The following is an 18939-nucleotide window of genomic DNA, read 5'->3' as shown; positions in this document are numbered from 1 at the left end:
TGGGGCCGGTGTCATGGGGTTCGTGGTCGGGTGCGGGGCCGGTGGCGCTTCTCGCGCAGTTCCCCGCGCCCCTGAAAGGCAGGGGCTGCGCCCCGTGCCTTTCAGGGGCGCGAGGGCCGGGTCCTTCAGGGACGCGGAGAACCGCGCGACCAGCCCCACACACACCCAGCCGACAACGCACCCGAATCCCCGAGCTACCCTGATCAGCTCACCGTAGCGCTGACGTCCAGTCCTGCGGGACGCGCCCCGCAGGGCCAGGCGACGGCTGCCCCTCAGGATGGCTGACGGGCGGCGCGAGGTCCGGCCCCGACTCGTACATCTCGGAGGTCTCGTAGTTCCAGAACCAGGACTCACCCGGTTCGAAGCTCTGCACGAAGGGATGCCCCGTGGCCCCCGCGTGGGCCGTGGCGTGCTGGGCCGGGGAGGAGTCGCAGCAGCCGACATGGCCGCACTGGGCGCAGCGCCGCAGGTGGAACCACCAGCCGCCGGCCTCGTCGCACTCCACGCACCCGTCGCCGCTCGGCGGCACGGCGGGGTCGATTCCGGCGGGCAGGGTCATGAGGTCTCCTCGGGGTCGTCGGCGAGCGTGAGGTCAAGGTCGGCCGCCGGTGCCGTCAGCGGCAGGAAGACCTGGAAGCGGGTCTCGCCCGGCCGGGAATGGACCTCGATGTGCCCGTGGTGCTTGTTGACGACGATGCGCCAGGAGATGTCGAGGCCGAGCCCGGTGCCCTGTCCGACCGGCTTGGTGGTGAAGAACGGGTCGAAGATACGGCCCTTGATCTCCGCCGGGATGCCGGCACCGGTGTCACGGAACTCGACCAGCACCTGGTCCCGGTGGTCGAGCGCCGTCCGTACCGTCAGGGTGCCCGCACCGCCCGTGTCGTTGATCGCCGCGACCGCGTTGTCGATCAGGTTCGTCCACACCTGGTTCAGCTCACCCGGATAAGCGGGGATGCGCGGCAGCGTGCGGTCGTACTCCTTCACCACCTCGATGCGGTCGCCGATCTTCCCGGACAGCATCAGCAGGGTGCTGTCGAGGAGTTCGTGGACGTCGGCGTTCTGGTAGGGCGCGCGGTCGAGCTGCGAGTACTGCTTCGCCGCGTCGACGAGCTGGGTGACGCGGGTCGTGGAGTCCTCGATCTCGTTCATCAACAACTCGGTCTCGACGGTGTAGTTCAGCCAGCGCACCGCTCCTTCGAGGGTGTGCTCGTCCACGGCCTGCGCGACCTGCTCCAGCCACGCGGTGTCGAGTCCGGCCTGCACGAAGTTCGGCGCGAGCTGCCAGCCGCCCGCGATCCCGTGGTCGTCGAGCCAGTCCGTCAGCTCGTCCTCCCGGTCGGAGGCCTCCAGCGGACTGAGCGGAGTCGCCTTGGCGACCTGCTCGGCCGTGCGTTCCTGCAGATCGACCAGCGACTCCAGCATGGCCCGCTTGTACGGTCCGGCGGCGATCGCCCCGAGCTTGTGCCGCATCCCGGCCACCCGCTCCCGCAGCGCCGAGGTCGCCCGGACGGCGGCCGCCGCGGGGTTGTTCAGCTCGTGCGTCAGTCCGGCCGACAACGAGCCGAGCGCCAGCAGCCGTTCCCGCTGGTTGATCGTCCGCTGGGTGTTCTGGCTCCCGAAGAACAGGCCCTCCAGCAGATGGACCGCCATGGGGAACCAGTCGCGCATGATCTGGGCGAAGGCCGCCGCGGGCAGGACGTAGAAGCGGGAGGGCACGGTGACCCGCATGGAGCCCTTGTAACGGGCCTGGTCCGCCTGGTCGCCGAGATAGGCCTGGAAAGCACCCGCGTACACCCCGACCTGGGAGCTGCGGCTGACCTCCACGTCGTCGTCGCCGACCTGCCGCGACAGCACCACCGTGCCCTCCAGGAGCACGAAGAAGCAGGTGGCCGGCTCGCCCTCCCGGTAGACATGACCCGGCTCGAACCGCTCCACCCGGCCCTCGCGGCACAGCCGGTCCAACTGCGCGTCGTCCAGCTTCTCGAACAGGAAAAGACGGCCCAGCTCGGCCCGGTCGCACGGCGACGGCTGCCCGCTCATGACGAAGCCTCCACGCTGGTCATGACTGCTCCAGATACCTGTGCACCAGCATCACGGCCATCGCTCCCTCTCCCACGGCGGACGCGACCCGCTTCGCGGACTCCGACCGCGCGTCCCCGGCGACGAACACCCCGGGCACATTGGTCTCCAGGTGGTACGGCGGCCGGTCCAGCTCCCAGCCGGGCGGCGGGCTTCCGTCCGGGGTCATGTCCGGTCCGGCCACGATGAACCCGCGCTCGTCGCGGAGCACGGTCCCCTCCAGCCAGTCGGTGTGCGGCTCGGCGCCGATGAACACGAACAGCCACTGCGCGTCGACGAGTTCTTCACGCCCGCTCGCCACGTCCTTCAGCGTCAGCTGCTCCAGCTGGTTCGTGCCGTGCGCGGCCTCCACGATCGTGCCGGGGCGCACGAAGATGTTGGGGGCCTCGGCGAGCTGCTGGATCAGGTAGTGCGACATGGACGCGGTCAGCGACTCGCCGCGGACGAGGAGGGTGACCGACTTGGCGCCCCGGGACAGGTACATCGCCGCCTGCCCCGCCGAGTTGGCGCCGCCCACGATGTACACGTCGTGCCCCTGGCAGCCGGCCGCCTCGGTCAGGGCGGAGCCGTAGAACACCCCGCAGCCGGTGAGGTCCGCGCAGCCCGGGGCGGCGAGCTGCCGGTACGACACGCCGGTCGCGAGGATCACGCTGTGCGCGGCGACCGCCGAACCGTCGGAGAACCGGACGGTCCGCGCCGCCCCGTTCACCTCCAGACCGCTCACCTCACGGGCCGTGAGGATCTCCGCGCCGAACTTGGTGGCCTGACGGCGCGCCCGGCCGGTGAGCTGACCGCCCGACACCCCGTCGGGGAACCCGAGGTAGTTCTCGATCCGTGAGCTCTGGCCCGCCTGACCGCCCGTGGCCGACCGCTCGACGAGGAGCGTCCGCAGCCCCTCCGAGGCCCCGTACACGGCCGCGCCGAGCCCGGCGGGGCCGCCGCCGATGACGACCAGGTCGTAGAACTCCTGGGCCGGCGTGGTCGCCAGCCCCACCTTCTCCGCCAGCTCCGGGTCCTCCGGCGCCACCAGCGGCGTGCCGTCCGGGGTGACGACCAGCGGCAGCCGCGCGCCGTCGGCCCCGGCCGCCGCGAGCAGCCGCCGCCCCTCCGGCTCGTCCGAGGAGAACCAGCGGTACGGCACCTGGTTGCGGGCCAGGAACTCCCGTACGCCCGACGACCGCGCCGACCACCGGTGCCCGACCACCTTCGTCGTGCCCACACAGGCACGGTCGGCGGCCCGCCAGGCCTGGAGCAGGTCGTCCAGGACCGGATAGAGCTTCTCCTCCGGCGGGTCCCACGGCTTCAGCAGATAGTGGTCGAGGTCGATGACGTTGATCGCGTCGATCGCCGCGCCGGTGTCGGCGTACGCCGTGAGCAGCACCCGCCGCGCCCCCGGATAGACGTCCAGGGCCTGTTCCAGGAACTCGATGCCGTTCATCTCCGGCATCCGGTAGTCGGCCAGGATCACCGCCACCTGGTCGCCGCGCAGCTTCAGCTCCCGCAGTGCCTCCAGCGCCGCCCGCCCGGACTCCGCCCGGACGATCCGGTACGACTCGCCGTACCTGCGGCGCAGATCCCGCGCCACCGCACGGGACACCCCGGGATCGTCATCCACCGTCAGGATCACGTTCCGCGCCGGACCGACAGCCTGCGTCATACTCCTCCGCCCCGAGACCAATGGGCCCATCGTATGTTCGACCGTGCTGCCGCGCGCGGTTTCCGCGGTGCCACCTGCCGGGACACCGGCAGCGGCGTCAGCTCCGGCGCGGGGCCAGGACGCAGAACTCGTTGCCCTCCGGGTCCTGGAGCACGACCCAGGGCTCGTCGCCGGTCTGCCCGATGTCCGCGTGCCGTGCCCCGAGGGCGAGGAGACGGGTGACCTCCGCCTCCTGGTCGAGGGGGCGGAAATCGAGGTGGAGGCGGTTCTTGCGGTCCTTGACGTCCGGGCTGCGTCCGAACAGGAGGCCGGGGAGACGGTCCGGTGCCGGGCGGATCTCGTACTCCTCGGGCGACTCGTCGACCACCACCCACCCGAGCGCCTCGGCCCACCAGCGCCCCAGCGCCACCGGATCGGCCGCGTCCACCAGCACCTGCTCCCACTGCAAGGTCATGCGGCGAGCGTAGTGAAGACTGGACCCGTCAGCCATGTGACGACCGAGAGGTGGCCGATGACGACGCGCCCGATCACCGCCGCAGTGGACGGTACGCCCGAGAGCCTCGCCGCGCTGGCGTGGGCCGGCCGGGAGGCCGTACGCCGGGGCCTGGCGCTGCGGGTGGTGCACGCGTGGCGGTGGGAGCCGCACGAGGCGATCACCGTGGACCGGGACGGACAGGCGCAGTGGGCCGGTCAGGCCCTCGCCGAGGCCGCGCGGGGTGTCGCCGAGCGGCACCCGGAGCTGGAGGTGACGACGGACCTCGTGGAGGGCCCGCCGGTCGACACGCTGGTCGGCGCCGCCGAGCACGCCGAGACCCTGGTGCTGGGCTCGCGCGGACACGGCGCGGTGGTCGGCTTCCTGCTGGGCTCCGTCGGGCAGCAGGTGATCGTCGGGTCACCGCGTCCCGTCGTGCTCGTGCGCGCCGAGGACAGCCCGAGCGCCGAGGCCGCCGGACGCGAGGTCGTCGTCGGCCAGCAGGGCACGCCGGAGGACAGCGCCGACGTGCTGCGGTTCGCGTTCGAGACGGCGGCCGCCCGGGGGGCGTCCCTGCGCGCGGTGCGGGCGTGGACGCTGCCACCGCTGTACGCGTACAGCCCCGGCTCGCTGAAGCTCCTCGACGAGGCCGGCGGGCTGGAGCCGTACGAGAAGAAGGCGCTGGTCGCCGCGCTGGAGCCGTGGCAGGAGCGCTTCCCCGAGGTACGGGTCGTCCAGCACGTCGAGATGGGCAGCGCCGGGCAGGTGCTGCTGTCCGTGGCCCAGCGGGCCCAGCTGGTGGTCGTCGGGCGCCGAGCCCGCCGCACGGCCGTCGGCGCGCGCATCGGCTCGGTCGCCCACGGCGTCCTGCACCACGCGCACTGCCCGGTGGCGGTGGTCCCTCACAGGTGACGCGCGCGGGCGGCCTCCGCTGCCCGGGGCGGGTGCCCGGGCGCGGGGTGGCTCACTCGGTGGTGTCGTTGTCCGGCCGCGGTGGTGGTGGGGTCGGTGTGGTGGGCAGGACGTTGTCGATGTAGTCCTTCACCGCCGTGTCCAGGCCGATGTCGTGCTGGGCCCGCTCGGACATGTACCAGCGGTGTTCGAGGAGTTGGTGGTAGATCTCCGCCGGGTCCATCGAGCCGCGCAGTTCGAGCGGGACGGCCCGCACCGTAGGGCGGAACACCTCCCGCACCCAGCGGTGGGCCAGCACCTCGGGGCGGGCGCCGAGGGGATCGCCCGGGGCGTAGTCGTCCTGGGTGGCCATCCAGCTCTCCAGGTCGTTCAACAGCCTGCGGGCCTGGTTCTCCTCGGTGTCCAGACCGGTCAGCCGCAGCAGCTGCCGCTGGTGGTGGCCCGCGTCGACGACCTTGGGCACGAAGGTCACCGTGTCGCCGTTGTCGGCGTGCTCGATCTGCATCTCGGCGACGTCGAAACCGAGGTCGTTCAGACGGCGGATCCGGCGCTCGATGTAGTGGTACTTCCCGGCCGGGTACACCGACCTGCGGGTCAGCTCCTCCCACAGCCGGTGGTAGCGGGAGCAGATCTCGTTGCCGAAGTCGATCGGGTCCACCGACGGGTGCAGCGCCCCGGACGCCTCCAGGTCCAGCAGCTCGCCGCTGATGTTCACCCGGGCCAGATCGAGGTCGTACTCCCGCTGCCCGGAGCTCAGCCGCGCGTGCAGATCGCCCGTCTCGGCGTCCACCAGGTACGCCGCGTACGCGCCCGCGTCCCGCCGGAACAGCGTGTTGGACAACGAGCAGTCGCCCCACGCGAATCCGGCCAGGTGCAGCCGCACCAGCAGGACGGCGAGGGCGTCCATCAGCCGGTGCATGGTGGCCGGGCGCATGGTCGTCTCGAACATCGAGCGGTACGGCATCGAACCGCCCAGGTGCCGCGTGATCAGCACCGACTCCAGCGGCTCGCCCCCCTCGTCGAGACGTCCGGTGACCACGCCGAGCGCGTCCACCGCGGGGATGCCGATCCGGTCGAGGTCGCGCAGCAACTCGTACTCGCGCAGGGCGGGCCGCTCGGCGAGTTCCTTGACGGCGACCACCTCGTCGCCGGCCCGCGCGTAGCGCACCACGTGGCGGGAGATGCCGCGGGGGAGCGGCACGAGGTGGTGCTCGGGCCACTCCTCCAGTGGCAGGTGCCACGGCAGTTCGAGCAGCAGCGCGGGGTGTTCCGGGTTGGTGGCGCTGATCTGCAGTGCCATGGGTCCTCTGCCTTCGTCTCACGGTGGTGCGGAGTGCTCTCGGGCAAGCGGTCTCCCCGCCGGTGCCTGGAGCATCTCCGCATCCGGAGGACCCTTTCGTCAACAGCGGCTCGGCCTGTGGGTGGAGGGAACCGCGCGGTCAGTGCCGGGCGCGCCGGAACACGTCGTCGGGGTCCGAGTCGTCCCAGCCCGCGACCTCCTCCGAGAGGGTGCGGCGGGCGGTACGCGCCGAGGTCGCGTACATCGCCTCGATCTCGGCCTCGTACCGCTGCACGATGGTGTCCCGGCGCAGCTTCATCGACGGGGTCAGCATCCCGTTGGCGAGGTCGAAGGGCTCGGGCAGGATGCGGTAGACGCGGATCGACTCCGCGCGCGACACCGTGCTGTTGGCCGCGGCGATCGCCCGCAGCACCTCCTGCCGCAGCGCGTTCTCCTCCCGCGCCTCCCGCCCCAGCAGCTCACCCGGCGCTGACAACGACCCCCGCCAGTGCGCGAGGAACTCGGGGTCCAGCGTGAGCAGGGCCCCCACACAGGGCCGGTTGTCACCCACGACGACCGCCTGGTGGATCAGCGGATGGGTCCGGAGCTGCTCCTCCAGCGGCGCGGGGGCCACCCCTTTGCCCCCGCTGGTGATGATGATCTCCTTCTTGCGGCCCGTGATCGACAGATAGCCCTCGGAGTCCAGCCGCCCGATGTCCCCCGTGGCCAGCCAGCCGTCCTGGAGCGCGGCCCGGGTGCCCGCCTCGTCGTTGACGTACCCCTGGAACACCGAAGGTCCGTTGACCAGGATCTCCCCGTCCCGCGCCACCCGGATCTCGGTGCCCGGCAGCGGACGGCCCACGGTGCCGAACTTCTCCCGGCCCACCGGCTGGGCGGTGATGCCGCCGGCGGTCTCGGTCAGGCCGTACCCGTCATGGATGAGGATGCCGATGCCCGCGTAGAACAGCGTCAGGTCGCGGTTGAGGGGGGAACCTCCCGAACAGCCGCCGCGCACCCGGCCGCCCAGCGCCGCGCGCAGCCTGCGGTACACCGTCTTCTCGTAGAAGGCGTGTTGCAGCTTGAGATCCATCGCCGGTCCGGGACCCGTGTCCAGCCGCTGCCGCTCGACGGCGAGGGCGTGGTCCTGGGCGGCGCGCACCGCCCGTTCGAACAGCGGTCCGCGGCCCGCCTGTTGGGCCTTGCGCAGGAAGTTCTTGTAGATCCTCTCGAAGAGGTACGGGACCCCGAAGAGGAACGTCGGACGGAACGACCGCAGTGCGGCGGACAGCGCCTCCTCGTTGAACTCGGGCTCGTGCGCGAGGAGCAGCCCGCCGCGCAGACACATCCCCTGGATCATCAGACCGTAGACGTGCGAGAACGGCAGGAAGGCCAGGATCGCCGGCTGTTCACCGGGCGCCGCCGCCGTCTGCCGCCAGCCGGCGAGCAGGGCGTCACAGGGGCTGGCGAGGCTGCGGTGGGAGAGCGCGCAGCCCCGGGGCCGGCCGGTCGTGCCCGAGGTGTACGCGATCACGGCGGTGGAGTCCGGCATGACGATACGGCGCAGCGAGTCCACCGTCGCGTCCGGTACGTCCCGGCCCGCCTCCACCAGCTGTGGCAGGGACTCGGTGTCCAGTTGCCAGACGTACCGCAGCAGCGGCAGCTTGGCGCACACCGAGCCGACGGTCATCACACCCAGCTCGTCCTCGACGACCACGCCCACACAGGCCGCGTCCCGCAGGATCCACTCGATCTGGTCGCGCGACGACGTCGGACAGACCGGCACGATCTCGGCGCCCACGGCCCACAGCGCGACGGCGAGCACCGTCCACTCGTAACGGGTCCGCGCCATCACGGCCACCCGGTTGCCCGGGCGGATCCCGGACGCGATCAACCCCTTGGCCAGATCGGCGACTTCGTCCCGTGCCTCGGCCGCGCTCACCCGCGTCCAGGTGCCGGGGGAGGTGCTGTCACGGCGCGCGAGCTGCGGCAGCGCGGGATCGTGGTTCGCCGTCTCGAACAGTGGATCGGCCAGCCCTCCGGTCATGACCGGGCCCGTCGGTGGAGCGATGCCGAAGTTGCCCATGCGACGCTCAGAACCTTCCCTGCACGCGACCTCGCCGACGGTGCGCCAACCGGCGGTGATCGAACGTAGCGTACGGCGCCGACGACCGCTCGGGGAATCGGCAAGTCGGCCTCCGCGTATCCGCACTGTGGGCCGTGAACGTGATGTGCGGCACGTGGGCGACCCCCTTCGCGTGACCCTCCCGGCAATCGTCGCTGCACACGGCTTGATCACCTCTGACCGGCGGTAATGCCCCGGACCCGGACGTCCGACGGGTGTGGCACTGTGGTGCGCGCGACGCGGGAGGTGTCCCGCCGATGTGGAGAGGTGGACGGTGCGCGAGCCCAACGTGATCGGGGACTGGCAGGAGTACGACGGCGACCTGGCCGGCCTGCGTGTGCGCGTCCACGGAGTGGAGTGCGCGGAACCCCCACGGGGACGCGACGACGCCGCCGAAGGGCTGACGTACTTCCGGTTCCGGGTGACCGTGGAGAACCGGGGCAGCGACCACGTCGGCCTCCATCTGGAGGACGGCCAGCTCGACATCCGTACCGGCCCCGACGGCGAGAGCGCCTTCCTCGACTGGCGCAACTCCCGGTTCATCGAGGGCTTCGACCTCTACCCGCTGCGCCGCGCCACCTCCGTCCTGTACGCGGCCGCCCCGGAGTCCCACCTCACCCAGTTCGACATCCAGGTCCAGCTGCGTGCCGACGAGGAGTGGACCGAGCGGTATCTGTGGTCCGGCGGCATCGGCGTGGACGAGGACCTCCTCGACCCGGCGGGCGGTCCGGGCCGAGCGGACATCGCCGGGCAGATCAGCGCCTTCCTGCACGAGGAGGCGGAGCGGGGCGCGAGCTGAGCGCCCGGCCGCCGCTCATCCGACCCGGGCCGTGCGCCTGCCGGTGACCAGCCGCTTCAGCAGCGGCCAGGCCAGCAGCACGGCGATGACCACGTACACCGTCACCGAGAACGGTGTGTTCACCAGGCCGGTGACGCTGCCGTCACTGATCTGCAGGGCCCGTCGCAGCTGCTGCTCGGCGCCTGGGCCGAGGATCACACCGATGACGGCGGGCAGCACCGGCAGGCCGTAACGGCGCATACCGAAGCCGATCAGCCCGATGATCAGCAGGATCACCAGGTCGATCACCTCACCGCCGACCGCGTACGCGCCGACCGCCGCGAAGAACAGGATCCCCGCGTAGAGGTACGGCCGCGGGATGCGCAGCAGCTTCGCCCACAGCGGGGCCAGCGGCAGATTGAGTGCGAGCAGCAGCACCATGCCGACGAAGAGCGAGGCGATCAGGCCCCACACGAGGTCCGGCTCGCGTTCGAAGAGCAGCGGGCCGGGCTGGATGCCGTACTGCTGGAAGGCGGCCAGCATGACCGCCGCGACCGCCGTCGTGGGCAGCCCGAGGGTCAGCATGGAGACGAGGGTGCCCGCCGCCGAGGCCGACGCCGCGGACTCCGGACCGGCGACACCCTCGATGGCGCCCTTGCCCCACTCCTCCTTGTGCTTCGACAGCCGTTTCTCGGTGACGTACGACAGAAAGGTGGGGATCTCGGCGCCGCCCGCCGGGATCGCGCCGAACGGGAAGCCTATGAACGGCCCCCGCGCCCAGGACTTCCAGGTCCGCCTCACATCGGAGCGGCCGAGCCACGGCCGGCCCACCGGGATCGGCTCCGGCGGGCTGCGCCGCAGATGCGCCGCCACCCACAGGGCCTCCCCGATGGCGAACAGACCGACCGCGACGATCACCACGTCGACACCGTCGGCGAGCTGGAGGGAACCGAAGGTCAGGCGCTGCTGGCCGGTCATCCGGTCCAGGCCCACCAGCCCGATCGTCAGGCCGATGAGGAGGGACGCGAGGCCCCGGACGCGCGACGAGCCGAGGACGGACGTCACGGCGATGAACGCCAGCACCATGATCGCGAAGTAGTCCGGGGCGCCGATGTCCACGGCCAGCTCGGCGACCTTCGGCGCCAGCGCCACCAGCAGGACCGTGCCGACCATGCCGCCCGCGAAGTGCCCGATGGCGGCCGCCGCCAGCGCCTGCGCGCCGCGCCCCGACCTGGCCATGGGGTTCCCCTCCATGGCCGCGACCACGGCCGCGCTCTCACCGGGTGTGTTGAGGAGGATCGAGGTGGTGGAACCGCCGAACATCGCCCCGTAGTAGATGCCGGCGAACATGATGAACGCGCCGACCGGGTTCAGCCCGTACGTCACCGGCAGCAACAGCGCCACCGCCATGGCGGGCCCGATCCCGGGCAGCACCCCGATCGCCGTGCCCAGCAGGACACCGATCGCCGCCCACAGCAGGTTGATCGGGGTCAGGGCCGTGGCGAAGCCGTCGAGGAGGGAGCTGAGGGCGTCCATGTCAAAGCACTCCCATCAGCGGACCGCCGGGCAGCGGCACCCCGAGCAGGTTGTCGAACACGGCGTAGGTGACCAGGGAGATGACGGCCGCGATGAGCGGATCCCGGTCCAGGCGCCGGCTGCCGAGCGCGTACGCCGCGCCCCAGAACAGCAGGGCGCCGGCCATGGGGAAGCCGAGCGGTTCGATCAGGACGGCGGCGCCGAGGAACACCCCGGCCAGCAGCAGCACCGTGCGCCAGTCGGCGGGCTCGGACAGGTCGATGTCCTCGCCGACCTCGGCCTGGCCCCGCCCGCCGCGCAACACGTCCACCGCGAGCAGCGCGGCGACCAGCAGCAGACCGGCGCCGACCACGACCGGCACGGTCCGCGGGCCGACCGGCCCGCGCTGGGCGATGTCGACGTCCATGGTCAGCGCGTCGGTCAGGACGAGGACGCCGAGCGCCAGCAGCAGGACGCAGACGCCGAGCTCGGAGTGGTCGCGCAGCCAGGAGCGGCGTTCGTCGGCGGGTGCCGGGGGAGTGCCGGTGGTGCCCGTCTCGGTGGTCACAGCCCCAGCTCCTTCAACACCGACACCACGCGCCTGTCCTGGGCATCCAGGAAGTCGCCGAACGCGTCGCCGGTGAGGAACGCGTCGTCCCAGCCGTTCTGTTTCATCGACTGCCGCCACTGGGGCGAGTCGTGCAGCTCCTCGATCAGCCGGGTGAGCTTGTCGCGCTCGGCCTCGGTGAGACCGGGCGGGGCGACGATGCCGCGCCAGTTGGTGAAGTTCACGTCGTAGCCGGCCTCCTGGAGGGTCGGCGCGTCCAGCCCCGCCACCCGTTTCGGACCGGTCACCGCGAGCAGCCGCAGCTCGCCCGCCCTGATCTGGTCCAGGTACTCGCCGACGCCGGACACCCCGAAGGCGACCTTGTCGCCCAGGATCGACGCGAGCAGCTCACCGCCGCCGTCGAAGGGGATGTAGTTGACGTCCTTCGGCGCGATCCCGGCGGCCTGCGCCATCAGCATCGGCGCCAGATGGTCGGGCCCGCCCGGCGCCGAACCCCCGCCCACCGGCAGCTCGCCCGGGTCGTCCTTCCAGGCCCCGACGAGCTCGTCGATCGTCTTGTACGGGGAGTCCTTGGCGACCACCACGACGTCCTGCTCCTCGGTGAGGCGGGCGATCGGCGTGGTGTCGGCGAGGGTCTTCGGCGCGTCGTTGGAGCGGACGGCGCCGACGACACCGAGCCCCATCGACATCGCGAGCCTGCCGTTGCCGTGCTCGCTCACCAGCCGGCTCAGACCGACCGTGCCGCCGGCGCCCGGCAGATTGAACACCTCGATGGTGTGGGTGAGCCCGGCGTCCTCGGCGTTCTTCGCGGCCGTCCGCGCCGTGATGTCGTAGCCGCCGCCCGGAGTGTTCGGCACCATGAAACGCAGACCGGGGATCTGCGTGCCGGTCTCGCTGCCGCTGCCGGGGGTCAGCAGGGGCGGTCCCACGAGCACGAGCAGGGCCGCCCCGAGCAGGGCGAGCGGGGTGCGCAGCTGCACGAATGCCACCACCTGTCGGTTCGGGTCGAGGAGGGAAGGGTGACCTGGGCCACATCGTGCCCGCGCGGGACGGAGCTGACGCCCTTGCGGAAGCAACGGAAGTTGTGGTCGTAGTGGTCACGGCCCCTGTCACCTTATGGGCACGTCCCCCACACCTCCCTTCCCCGGATCGGACGCGGGCGCCATGATTGTGCGACCCACCGCACAAGGCGGCGCCCCAGCCGCGCGACGCCCGACGTGGCGTCGGCACGAGAAACGAGCGAGACGCCCGGGACGGCGTCGGCACGAGAGAAGAGTCCGTCGTGGTGTTCCGTCGCCATACCCTCGCAGGCGAGATGCTGGTCCTCCAGCTCGCCATCGTCGTGGTGGTGCTGCTGGCGGTCGCGGCGGTCTCGCTCACGCAGTCGGCGGCCACCTTCAACCGGGTCGAGGGCCGCCGTGTCACCGCGCTCGCCGAGCAGCTCGCCGCCAACCCGCTGGTCCGGGACCGGCTCGCCCGGCCCGTCGCGCACGAGGCGCTGGCCCCCCTGGTGAACTCCACCCAGACCCAGTCCGGAGTGACCTCGGTCACCGTCGCCGACGCCGACGGTCTGATCGTCAGCTCCACCGACCCCACCGCGATCGGCGACCCGATGCCGGTGGGTGAGGGCGCCGTCGCGGGCCGCGGCTGGTCCGGTTCACTGACCCTCGACGGCAGCCGCGAGCTCGTGGCCCAGGTTCCCGTGCTCGGTGCGACGACCAACGACAACCTCGGCCTGCTGCTGGGCACCGTCATGATCGGCGAGGCCTCCCCCACCGTGTGGCAGCGCCTCAGCGGCGCCTCCTCCTACCTCCTCGCCTACCTCGGCATCGCCAGCGGCCTCGGCCTCGTCGGCTCCTGGCTGCTCGCCCGGCGCGTCAAACGGCAGACCCTCGGCCTGGAGCCCCAGGAGATCGCGGGCCTCGCCGAACACCGCGAGGCCATGCTCTACGGCATCGCCGAGGGCGTGGTCGCCCTGGACCCCCACCACCGGCTCACCCTCGTCAACGAGATGGGCCGACGACTGCTGGACCTGCCCGAGGACTGCGTCGGCAAGAGCCTGACCGACCTCGGCGTCGAGGGACGCCTGCGTGACGTGCTGGCCGGGGCCCAGGAAGAGGCGCCCCACCAGCGCGACGAGGTCGTGATCCGCCGGGGCCGGGTCCTGGTGATGAACCGCATGACCGTCACCAAGGACGGCCGCCACCTCGGCTCCGTCACCACCCTCCGGGACCGCACCGAGCTGGCCCGCCTCGAACGCGAGATCGGCTCCTTCCGCAGCTCCTCCGAGCTGCTGCGCGCCCAGGCCCACGAGTTCGCCAACCAGCTGCACACCATCTCCGGGCTCATCCAGATCGGCGAGCAGGACGAGGTCGTCCACTACATCCGGGCGCTGAGCCGGCACCGCCACTCCCTGGACGTCACCCTCAGCCGCCGCGTCCGCGACACCGCCGTCGCCGCCCTGCTCACGGCGAAGACCTCGCTGGCCGCCGAACGCCGGGTCATCCTGCGGATCTCGGACGCCACCAACCTGGACCGGCTCGCCCCCGAGGACGCCGCCGACGTGGCGACCGTCGTCGGCAACCTCGTCGACAACGCCGTGGACGCGGCCGCCACCACGACCGCGCCCGACGACCCCGACCGCTGGGCCGGCGCCGACGCCCGGGAGGCCTGGGTCGAGGTGGAACTGCGCCAGGACGCCTCCAGCGTCGAGATCGTCGTCCGCGACTCGGGCCCGGGTGTGGCCCCCGAACTCGCCCGTGAGGTCTTCTCCCACGGTTTCACCACCAAGGCCGCGCGGGAAGGCGAGCGCGGCATCGGCCTGGCCCTCACCCGCCTGGTCTGCGAACGCCACGGCGGTGAGATCTCGGTGACCAACACCCCCGACGGGGCCATGTTCACCGCCCGCATGACCGTCAGCCACCTCGCCGACGCGGTGGCGGAAGGAGCGACACCATGACCGGCACGAGCAGCCCGCCCGGCACCATCGACGTGCTCGTGGTCGACGACGACTTCATGGTGGCCCGGGTCCACCGCACCTTCGTCGAACGCGTCGAGCCGTTCCACGTCGTCGGCGTCGCCAGCACCGGCGAACAGGCCGTCGCCGCCGTCGACGAACTCCGCCCCGACCTCGTCCTCCTCGACCTCTACCTCCCCGACGGCTTCGGCCTCGACGTCATACCGCGGCTGCGCACCGCCGGGCACGACTGCGACGTCATGGTCATCAGCGCCGCCCGGGAGGCCGACAGCGTGCGCGGCGCGGTCCGCCACGGCGTCGTCGACTACCTCCTCAAACCCTTCGAGTTCGAGGAGCTGCGCTCCCGGCTCCAGCGGTACGCCGCCCAGCGCGGCCGGCTGCTCACCACCGTCGTCCGCGGCCAGGCCGACGTGGACCGGGTCCTCGCCGGAGCCACCGCCCCCGCGTCGACGGCCGGCGCCCTGCCCAAGGGCATGAGCGTGGAGACCGCCGAGCTGATCGAGGCCACCCTGCGCGCCGCCGACGGCACCCTCTCCGCCACCGAGTGCGCCACCCTCACCGGCATCTCCCGCGTCAGCGCCCGCCGCTACCTGGAGTACTTCCACAGCACCGGCAGCGCGGACGTCTCCCTCCGCTACGGCGTGGCCGGGCGCCCGGAGCGGCGCTACAGCTGGCGGGTGTGAGGCCTCGCCCCGCCCGCCGTCCTCCGCCTACAGGCCCAGGTGCCGCCGTACGACGTCGACGACCTCCCGCGGCCGGTCGTTGAGGTAGAAGTGACCGCCGGGGAACACACACAGCTCGGTCGGTCCGTCGGTGTGTTCGCTCCAGGCCCGCGCGTCGGCCACCGGCGTCACGGGGTCGGCGTCGCCGGTGAGGACGGTGACCGGACAGGTCAGCCGGTCGTCGGGGCGCGGCGAGTACGTCTCCAGCGCCTTGTAGTCGCCGCGCAGCGCCGGCAGCACCAGCTGCACGAGCTCCTCGTCCTCGAAGACCTGCCCGTCCGTGCCGCCCAACCGGCGCACCGCCCGGAGCAGTTCGGCATCGCTGCCCCGGTGCAGCTCGGGGCCGACCCGGACCGCGGAGGGCGCCCGCCGCCCCGAGACGAACAGCCGCACCGGCGTCCGGCCGGCCGCCTCCAGCGCCAGTGCCGCCTCGTAGGCGACCACCGCGCCCATGCTGTGCCCGAAGAGGGCGAGCGGCCGGTCGTCGTCGCCGGTGACGGCCTCGACGATCCGCTCCGCCAGTTCCCGGACGCTCTCCGACGGCGGCTCGGCGAAACGGTCCTGTCGCCCCGGGTACTGCGCGGCCAGTACATCGGCGGCCGGGGCGAGAGCCAGCGCCAAGGGGTGGTAGGCGCTCGCCGAACCACCGGCGTGCGGCAGACACAGCAGCCGCACGGCAGCCTCGGGCGCGGGCCGGTAACGCCGTACCCACGGACCGCTGTTGACCGCTGAGGTCATGGACTCACTCGCTTTCCGATTCCTCGTCGTGCCGCCGGCGTCGGCACGCGTTCCAGGACACCGCCCGCGAACACGTCGTACAGGGGGAGCGTTTCGAGGTGAACGTAGCCGATGTGGCAGTCGCAGACGGACAACGGGCAGGGGCGGGGCGCGAGTGCCGTCCGGAAGGATCCGTCGTAGAGGTTGCCCAGTTCGGTCTTGACGAAGTGACAGCGTCGTACCGTGCCCTCCCCGTCCACCGATATGACCGTGGAGCCGGTACGGCAGGCGCGGCCCGCCGAGCGGTGCGGGTGGCGGCTGAAGGGGAAGAGCGGGTCCAGCCCGGTCCAGAGCGCCGCCTCCTCGTCGGTGTAGGTGTGCCCCTCGGCGGCGTTCACCCACAGATACACCTGCTCCGGCAGCTCCGCGCGCAGTCGCCGGGCGTGCTCCAGGTGCTCGGGCAGTCCGACGATCCCCACGCTGAAGCGGATCCCGCTCCCGGCCAGTCGCAGCGCCTTGCCGAGGAACCTTTCGTACGGGGTCTGGCCGGGGTGGTACGTGCACCACAGGGCCACCGTGGCCGGGTCGGCCTCCGCCAGCCATTCCGTGCGGCAGCTCAGGTTCGTCTGGATCGCCACCCGGTCGATGTGCGGCTCGTGGGAGAGCTCGACCAGGGCCCTGCGGTACCAGGAGCGCACCAGTCCCTCGCCCCACGGCGTGAACAGCACCGAGAGCCGGTCGCCGGTCTGTTCCCGGGCCCATGCGGTGAAACGGTCCAGGGCCGCACGGTCGGCGCGGAGTTGCTCCGTGGAGTCACGGCGCTTGGCGAAAGGGCAGTAGGGACAGTCGTAGTCGCAGGAGGCGAGCGGGCCCCGGTACAGGATCGTCAGGTCCACGGGCGCGTCACTTCAGCTCGTACGCGGCCATCGCCGCCCGGACGGCGGGCGAGAAGAACTCGGGACCGATGGCGTCCGAGTGCGCCAGCCCCTCGGCGGAGAGCCTCAGCAGGTCGGTGCCCGCGTCCGCGAGCCAGCCGCGCGCGGCCAGCAGGTCCAGCTCCACGGCGAAGTCCTCGTACGGGTCCGACCCGAACCGCCGCCGGTACTCCTCCACCGGCAGCCCCCGAGCCTGCAGCAGCGACTGCAGCAGATGGCGACGCCGCGCCTCGTCCTCGTCGACCGCACGACCGTGCACCGCCCGGCCGAAGTCGCCGGTGGTGGTGTAGTCGTCGATGATCGTGCGGATCTGGCTCATGTTCACCGCGTAGTCGAAGGAGTAGTGCACCTTCGACGTGTACGAACGGGCTCCACAGCCCAGGCCGATCATGCCGTCGGTCTGGCAGGCATGATCGTCCGGGCCCTGCGGCGGAGCGTCCGCGCGGCGGAACATCCGCATGGAGACCTGTTCGTAGCCGTGCGCGAGGAGGTGGTCGCGGCCCTCGCGGTAACGCCGCAGCCGCTGCTCGTCCCAGTCGCGGTCCGCGAGCTCCGGGTCGGCGTTCCGGCCGAGGCCCGTCAACGGCCGGACGTAGAGCGGATAGAGGTAGATCTCCTCCGGCTGCCAGGCGAGGGCCGCGTCCAGTGACAGCCGCCAACTGGCCGCCGTCTGCCCGTCGATGCCGTAGATCAGGTCGATGTTCAGGACGGGGACGGCGGCGTCCCGGATCCGTGACAGCGCCGCCTCCACATCGGACCGCCGCTGCGGTCGTACGGCCGCACGCGCCTCCTCCGGCACGAAGCTCTGCACGCCCAGGCTCAGCCGCGTGGTGCCCCGCTCGGCCAGTACGGACAGCCGGTCGGCCGTCGCCGTGGCCGGGGATGCCTCGACCGACAGCGGGATCGCCCGCAGGTCCGCGCCCATGTGCCGCTCGGCGATGTCGCACAGCCGCTCCAGCTCCGCGGCCTCCAGAAAGGTCGGGGTGCCCCCGCCGAACGCGGCGTTCGCGAACCGCACCGGCTCCGCGTCCCCGAGGGCCTCCCGCACCGCGATCGCCTGCCGTTCGAGGGCGTCGAGATAGCGGCCGGTCAGCCCGTCGGGCGCGCCGATCCGCGTGAAGAGGTTGCAGAAGCCGCAGCGCACCTCGCAGAACGGTATGTGCGCGTACAGCGACAGCGCCTGCCGTGACTCGCCGGCCCACAGTTGGGCGAGCCGTGGTGCGCCGGGCAGCTTCCGGTACGCCGTCTTGTGCGGGTAGGCGTACACATAGTGCTGGTAGGGGCGGACCGCTGCCCCGGTCACGGTCCTGCCGGCGGCGCCGGCCCCGGATCGGGGCCCGGTCTCGATCACGCTCATGCGGACGGCTCCAGGAAGAAGTGGCTGTAGGGGACGGTCCACACGGCCTCGTGGCCGAGGCGGTGCCCGGTGTAACCGTCCTCGCCGTAGGTGGTCCCGTGGTCGGAACAGACGACGGCGAAGCAGCGCCGCCGTGAACTCATCGCGGCGAAGAGCCGCCCGATGTGCCGGTCGACGTACTCCAGGGCCGCCGCGTGCGTGGCCAGGCTGTCGCCCGCCTCACGGGTGGCGCCCGGCAGATGGAACCAGTTGGGCTGGTGCAGCGCCGAGACGTTGAGGAACAGGAACAGCCGCTGGTCGACGGGGAGTTCGGACACGACCCGCTCGGCGCGGGCCACCTGCGACTCGAACGACGTCGGTGACGCCACGGAGAACTCCGGTTCCCAGTGGCTCTCCTGGAACAGGCCCGGCAGGACACTGCCGAGCGCCCCCTGCTTGTTGAAGAACCCGACACCGCCGACGCACACCGTGCGGTAGCCGTGCGCGGCGAGCCCCGAGACCAGGTCGGGACTGTCGAAGACGAAGGTGCGCCCCTCGGTGGTCTCACTGCCGGCGAACCGGCCCGCGAAGAGCCGGGGATGCGGTCCGGGCGCCGCCGGGGTGGGCAGGAACCCCGCGAACATCGCCTGGTGCGAGGCGTAGGTGAAACTGCCGGGCGCGTGCCGCTTCTCCCACATGCCGCCCGGCAGACGGGCGGCCAGGTTCGGCAGCCGGCCCTCCCGCACGAGCCGCACCGCCACGTCGTACCGCAGGGTGTCGAGGGTGAGCAGCAGCAGGTCGTCCCGGCCCACCACCTCGTTCATGTCGGGCGGCCGGACGGTTCCGGGGGGCCGCTGGGCCGTGTCGGCC

Annotated in this window: 17 protein-coding genes; 4 read left to right on the top strand and 13 right to left on the bottom strand. The window is 72.0% G+C overall.

Going from position 1 to position 18939, the window contains the following annotated elements:
- Nucleotides 1-208 precede the first annotated feature (208 nt).
- The 4 genes from K1J60_RS02020 to K1J60_RS02005 form a co-directional block, all read right to left on the bottom strand.
- Complete coding sequence (locus K1J60_RS02020) at nt 209-559, bottom strand: UBP-type zinc finger domain-containing protein (protein WP_220644617.1); 351 nt, start codon at nt 557-559, stop codon at nt 209-211.
- Nucleotides 556-2040 carry an ATP-binding protein gene (locus K1J60_RS02015; RefSeq protein ID WP_220644616.1) on the bottom strand — a complete coding sequence of 495 codons (1485 nt, stop codon included), beginning with the start codon at nt 2038-2040 and terminating at the stop codon, nt 556-558. The genes K1J60_RS02020 and K1J60_RS02015 overlap by 4 nt, the downstream gene beginning before the upstream one ends.
- A 19-nt stretch (nt 2041-2059) precedes the next feature.
- Nucleotides 2060-3736: an FAD-dependent oxidoreductase gene (locus K1J60_RS02010; protein ID WP_220644615.1), complete on the bottom strand. Its 1677-nt coding sequence runs from the start codon at nt 3734-3736 to the stop codon at nt 2060-2062.
- A 97-nt stretch (nt 3737-3833) separates the two neighbouring features.
- Nucleotides 3834-4190 carry a VOC family protein gene (locus tag K1J60_RS02005; protein ID WP_033528662.1) on the bottom strand — a complete coding sequence of 119 codons (357 nt, stop codon included), beginning with the start codon at nt 4188-4190 and terminating at the stop codon, nt 3834-3836.
- A gap of 57 nt (nt 4191-4247) precedes the next feature.
- On the opposite strand from K1J60_RS02005, the gene K1J60_RS02000 reads away from it, so the two are divergent.
- A complete protein-coding gene (locus K1J60_RS02000; protein ID WP_220644614.1) occupies nt 4248-5120 on the top strand; it encodes a universal stress protein in 873 nt (290 codons plus the stop codon).
- Nucleotides 5121-5172: 52 nt separating this feature from the next.
- Here the strand turns inward: K1J60_RS02000 and K1J60_RS01995 are convergent, their stop codons facing one another.
- Entirely contained in the window at nt 5173-6420 is a 1248-nt protein-coding gene (locus K1J60_RS01995) for a DUF4032 domain-containing protein (RefSeq protein ID WP_220644613.1), read from the bottom strand.
- 139 nt (nt 6421-6559) lie between these two features.
- A complete protein-coding gene (locus K1J60_RS01990; protein WP_220644612.1) occupies nt 6560-8482 on the bottom strand; it encodes an AMP-dependent synthetase/ligase in 1923 nt (640 codons plus the stop codon).
- Nucleotides 8483-8795: 313 nt separating this feature from the next.
- Between K1J60_RS01990 and K1J60_RS01985 the strand changes: the two genes are divergently transcribed.
- Entirely contained in the window at nt 8796-9320 is a 525-nt protein-coding gene (locus K1J60_RS01985) for a hypothetical protein (RefSeq protein ID WP_220644611.1), read from the top strand.
- A 15-nt stretch (nt 9321-9335) separates the two neighbouring features.
- On the opposite strand, the gene K1J60_RS01980 is transcribed toward K1J60_RS01985, so the two are convergent.
- The 3 genes from K1J60_RS01980 to K1J60_RS01970 are packed head-to-tail and all read right to left on the bottom strand — an operon-like array spanning nt 9336 to nt 12362.
- Complete coding sequence (locus K1J60_RS01980; RefSeq protein ID WP_220644610.1) at nt 9336-10835, bottom strand: tripartite tricarboxylate transporter permease; 1500 nt, start codon at nt 10833-10835, stop codon at nt 9336-9338.
- A gap of 1 nt (nt 10836) precedes the next feature.
- Nucleotides 10837-11382: a tripartite tricarboxylate transporter TctB family protein gene (locus K1J60_RS01975; RefSeq protein WP_220644609.1), complete on the bottom strand. Its 546-nt coding sequence runs from the start codon at nt 11380-11382 to the stop codon at nt 10837-10839.
- Nucleotides 11379-12362, bottom strand: a complete 984-nt coding sequence (locus tag K1J60_RS01970; protein WP_220651226.1) for a Bug family tripartite tricarboxylate transporter substrate binding protein — start codon at nt 12360-12362, stop codon at nt 11379-11381. The genes K1J60_RS01975 and K1J60_RS01970 overlap by 4 nt, the downstream gene beginning before the upstream one ends.
- A 335-nt stretch (nt 12363-12697) precedes the next feature.
- Here K1J60_RS01970 and K1J60_RS01965 point away from each other — a divergent pair, with 335 nt between their 5' ends.
- Together K1J60_RS01965 and K1J60_RS01960 are read left to right on the top strand one after the other, a co-directional pair.
- Nucleotides 12698-14341 (top strand): sensor histidine kinase, encoded by a 1644-nt coding sequence (locus tag K1J60_RS01965; protein ID WP_220644608.1) that lies wholly within the window; start codon nt 12698-12700, stop codon nt 14339-14341.
- On the top strand, nt 14338-15042 hold the full coding sequence (locus K1J60_RS01960; protein WP_220644607.1) for a response regulator: 705 nt from the start codon (nt 14338-14340) through the stop codon (nt 15040-15042). Before K1J60_RS01965 ends, K1J60_RS01960 begins: the two co-directional genes overlap by 4 nt.
- A gap of 27 nt (nt 15043-15069) precedes the next feature.
- Here K1J60_RS01960 and K1J60_RS01955 read toward each other — a convergent pair whose 3' ends face one another.
- The 4 genes from K1J60_RS01955 to K1J60_RS01940 are packed head-to-tail and all read right to left on the bottom strand — an operon-like array spanning nt 15070 to nt 18893.
- Complete coding sequence (locus K1J60_RS01955) at nt 15070-15819, bottom strand: thioesterase II family protein (protein WP_220644606.1); 750 nt, start codon at nt 15817-15819, stop codon at nt 15070-15072.
- Nucleotides 15816-16694, bottom strand: a complete 879-nt coding sequence (locus K1J60_RS01950) for an STM4011 family radical SAM protein (RefSeq protein ID WP_220644605.1) — start codon at nt 16692-16694, stop codon at nt 15816-15818. Before K1J60_RS01950 ends, K1J60_RS01955 begins: the two co-directional genes overlap by 4 nt.
- Nucleotides 16695-16701: 7 nt before the next feature.
- A complete protein-coding gene (locus K1J60_RS01945) occupies nt 16702-18090 on the bottom strand; it encodes an STM4012 family radical SAM protein (protein WP_259407514.1) in 1389 nt (462 codons plus the stop codon).
- Complete coding sequence (locus K1J60_RS01940) at nt 18087-18893, bottom strand: STM4013/SEN3800 family hydrolase (protein ID WP_220651224.1); 807 nt, start codon at nt 18891-18893, stop codon at nt 18087-18089. The genes K1J60_RS01945 and K1J60_RS01940 overlap by 4 nt, the downstream gene beginning before the upstream one ends.
- Between the last annotated feature and the right edge of the window lie 46 nt (nt 18894-18939).

Origin of the sequence: Streptomyces akebiae (genome assembly GCF_019599145.1) — a bacterium.
In the GTDB taxonomy this organism is placed as follows: domain Bacteria; phylum Actinomycetota; class Actinomycetes; order Streptomycetales; family Streptomycetaceae; genus Streptomyces; species Streptomyces akebiae.
Note: the sequence above shows the minus strand (reverse complement) of the source record. Positions and strands in the feature narration are given on the sequence as shown.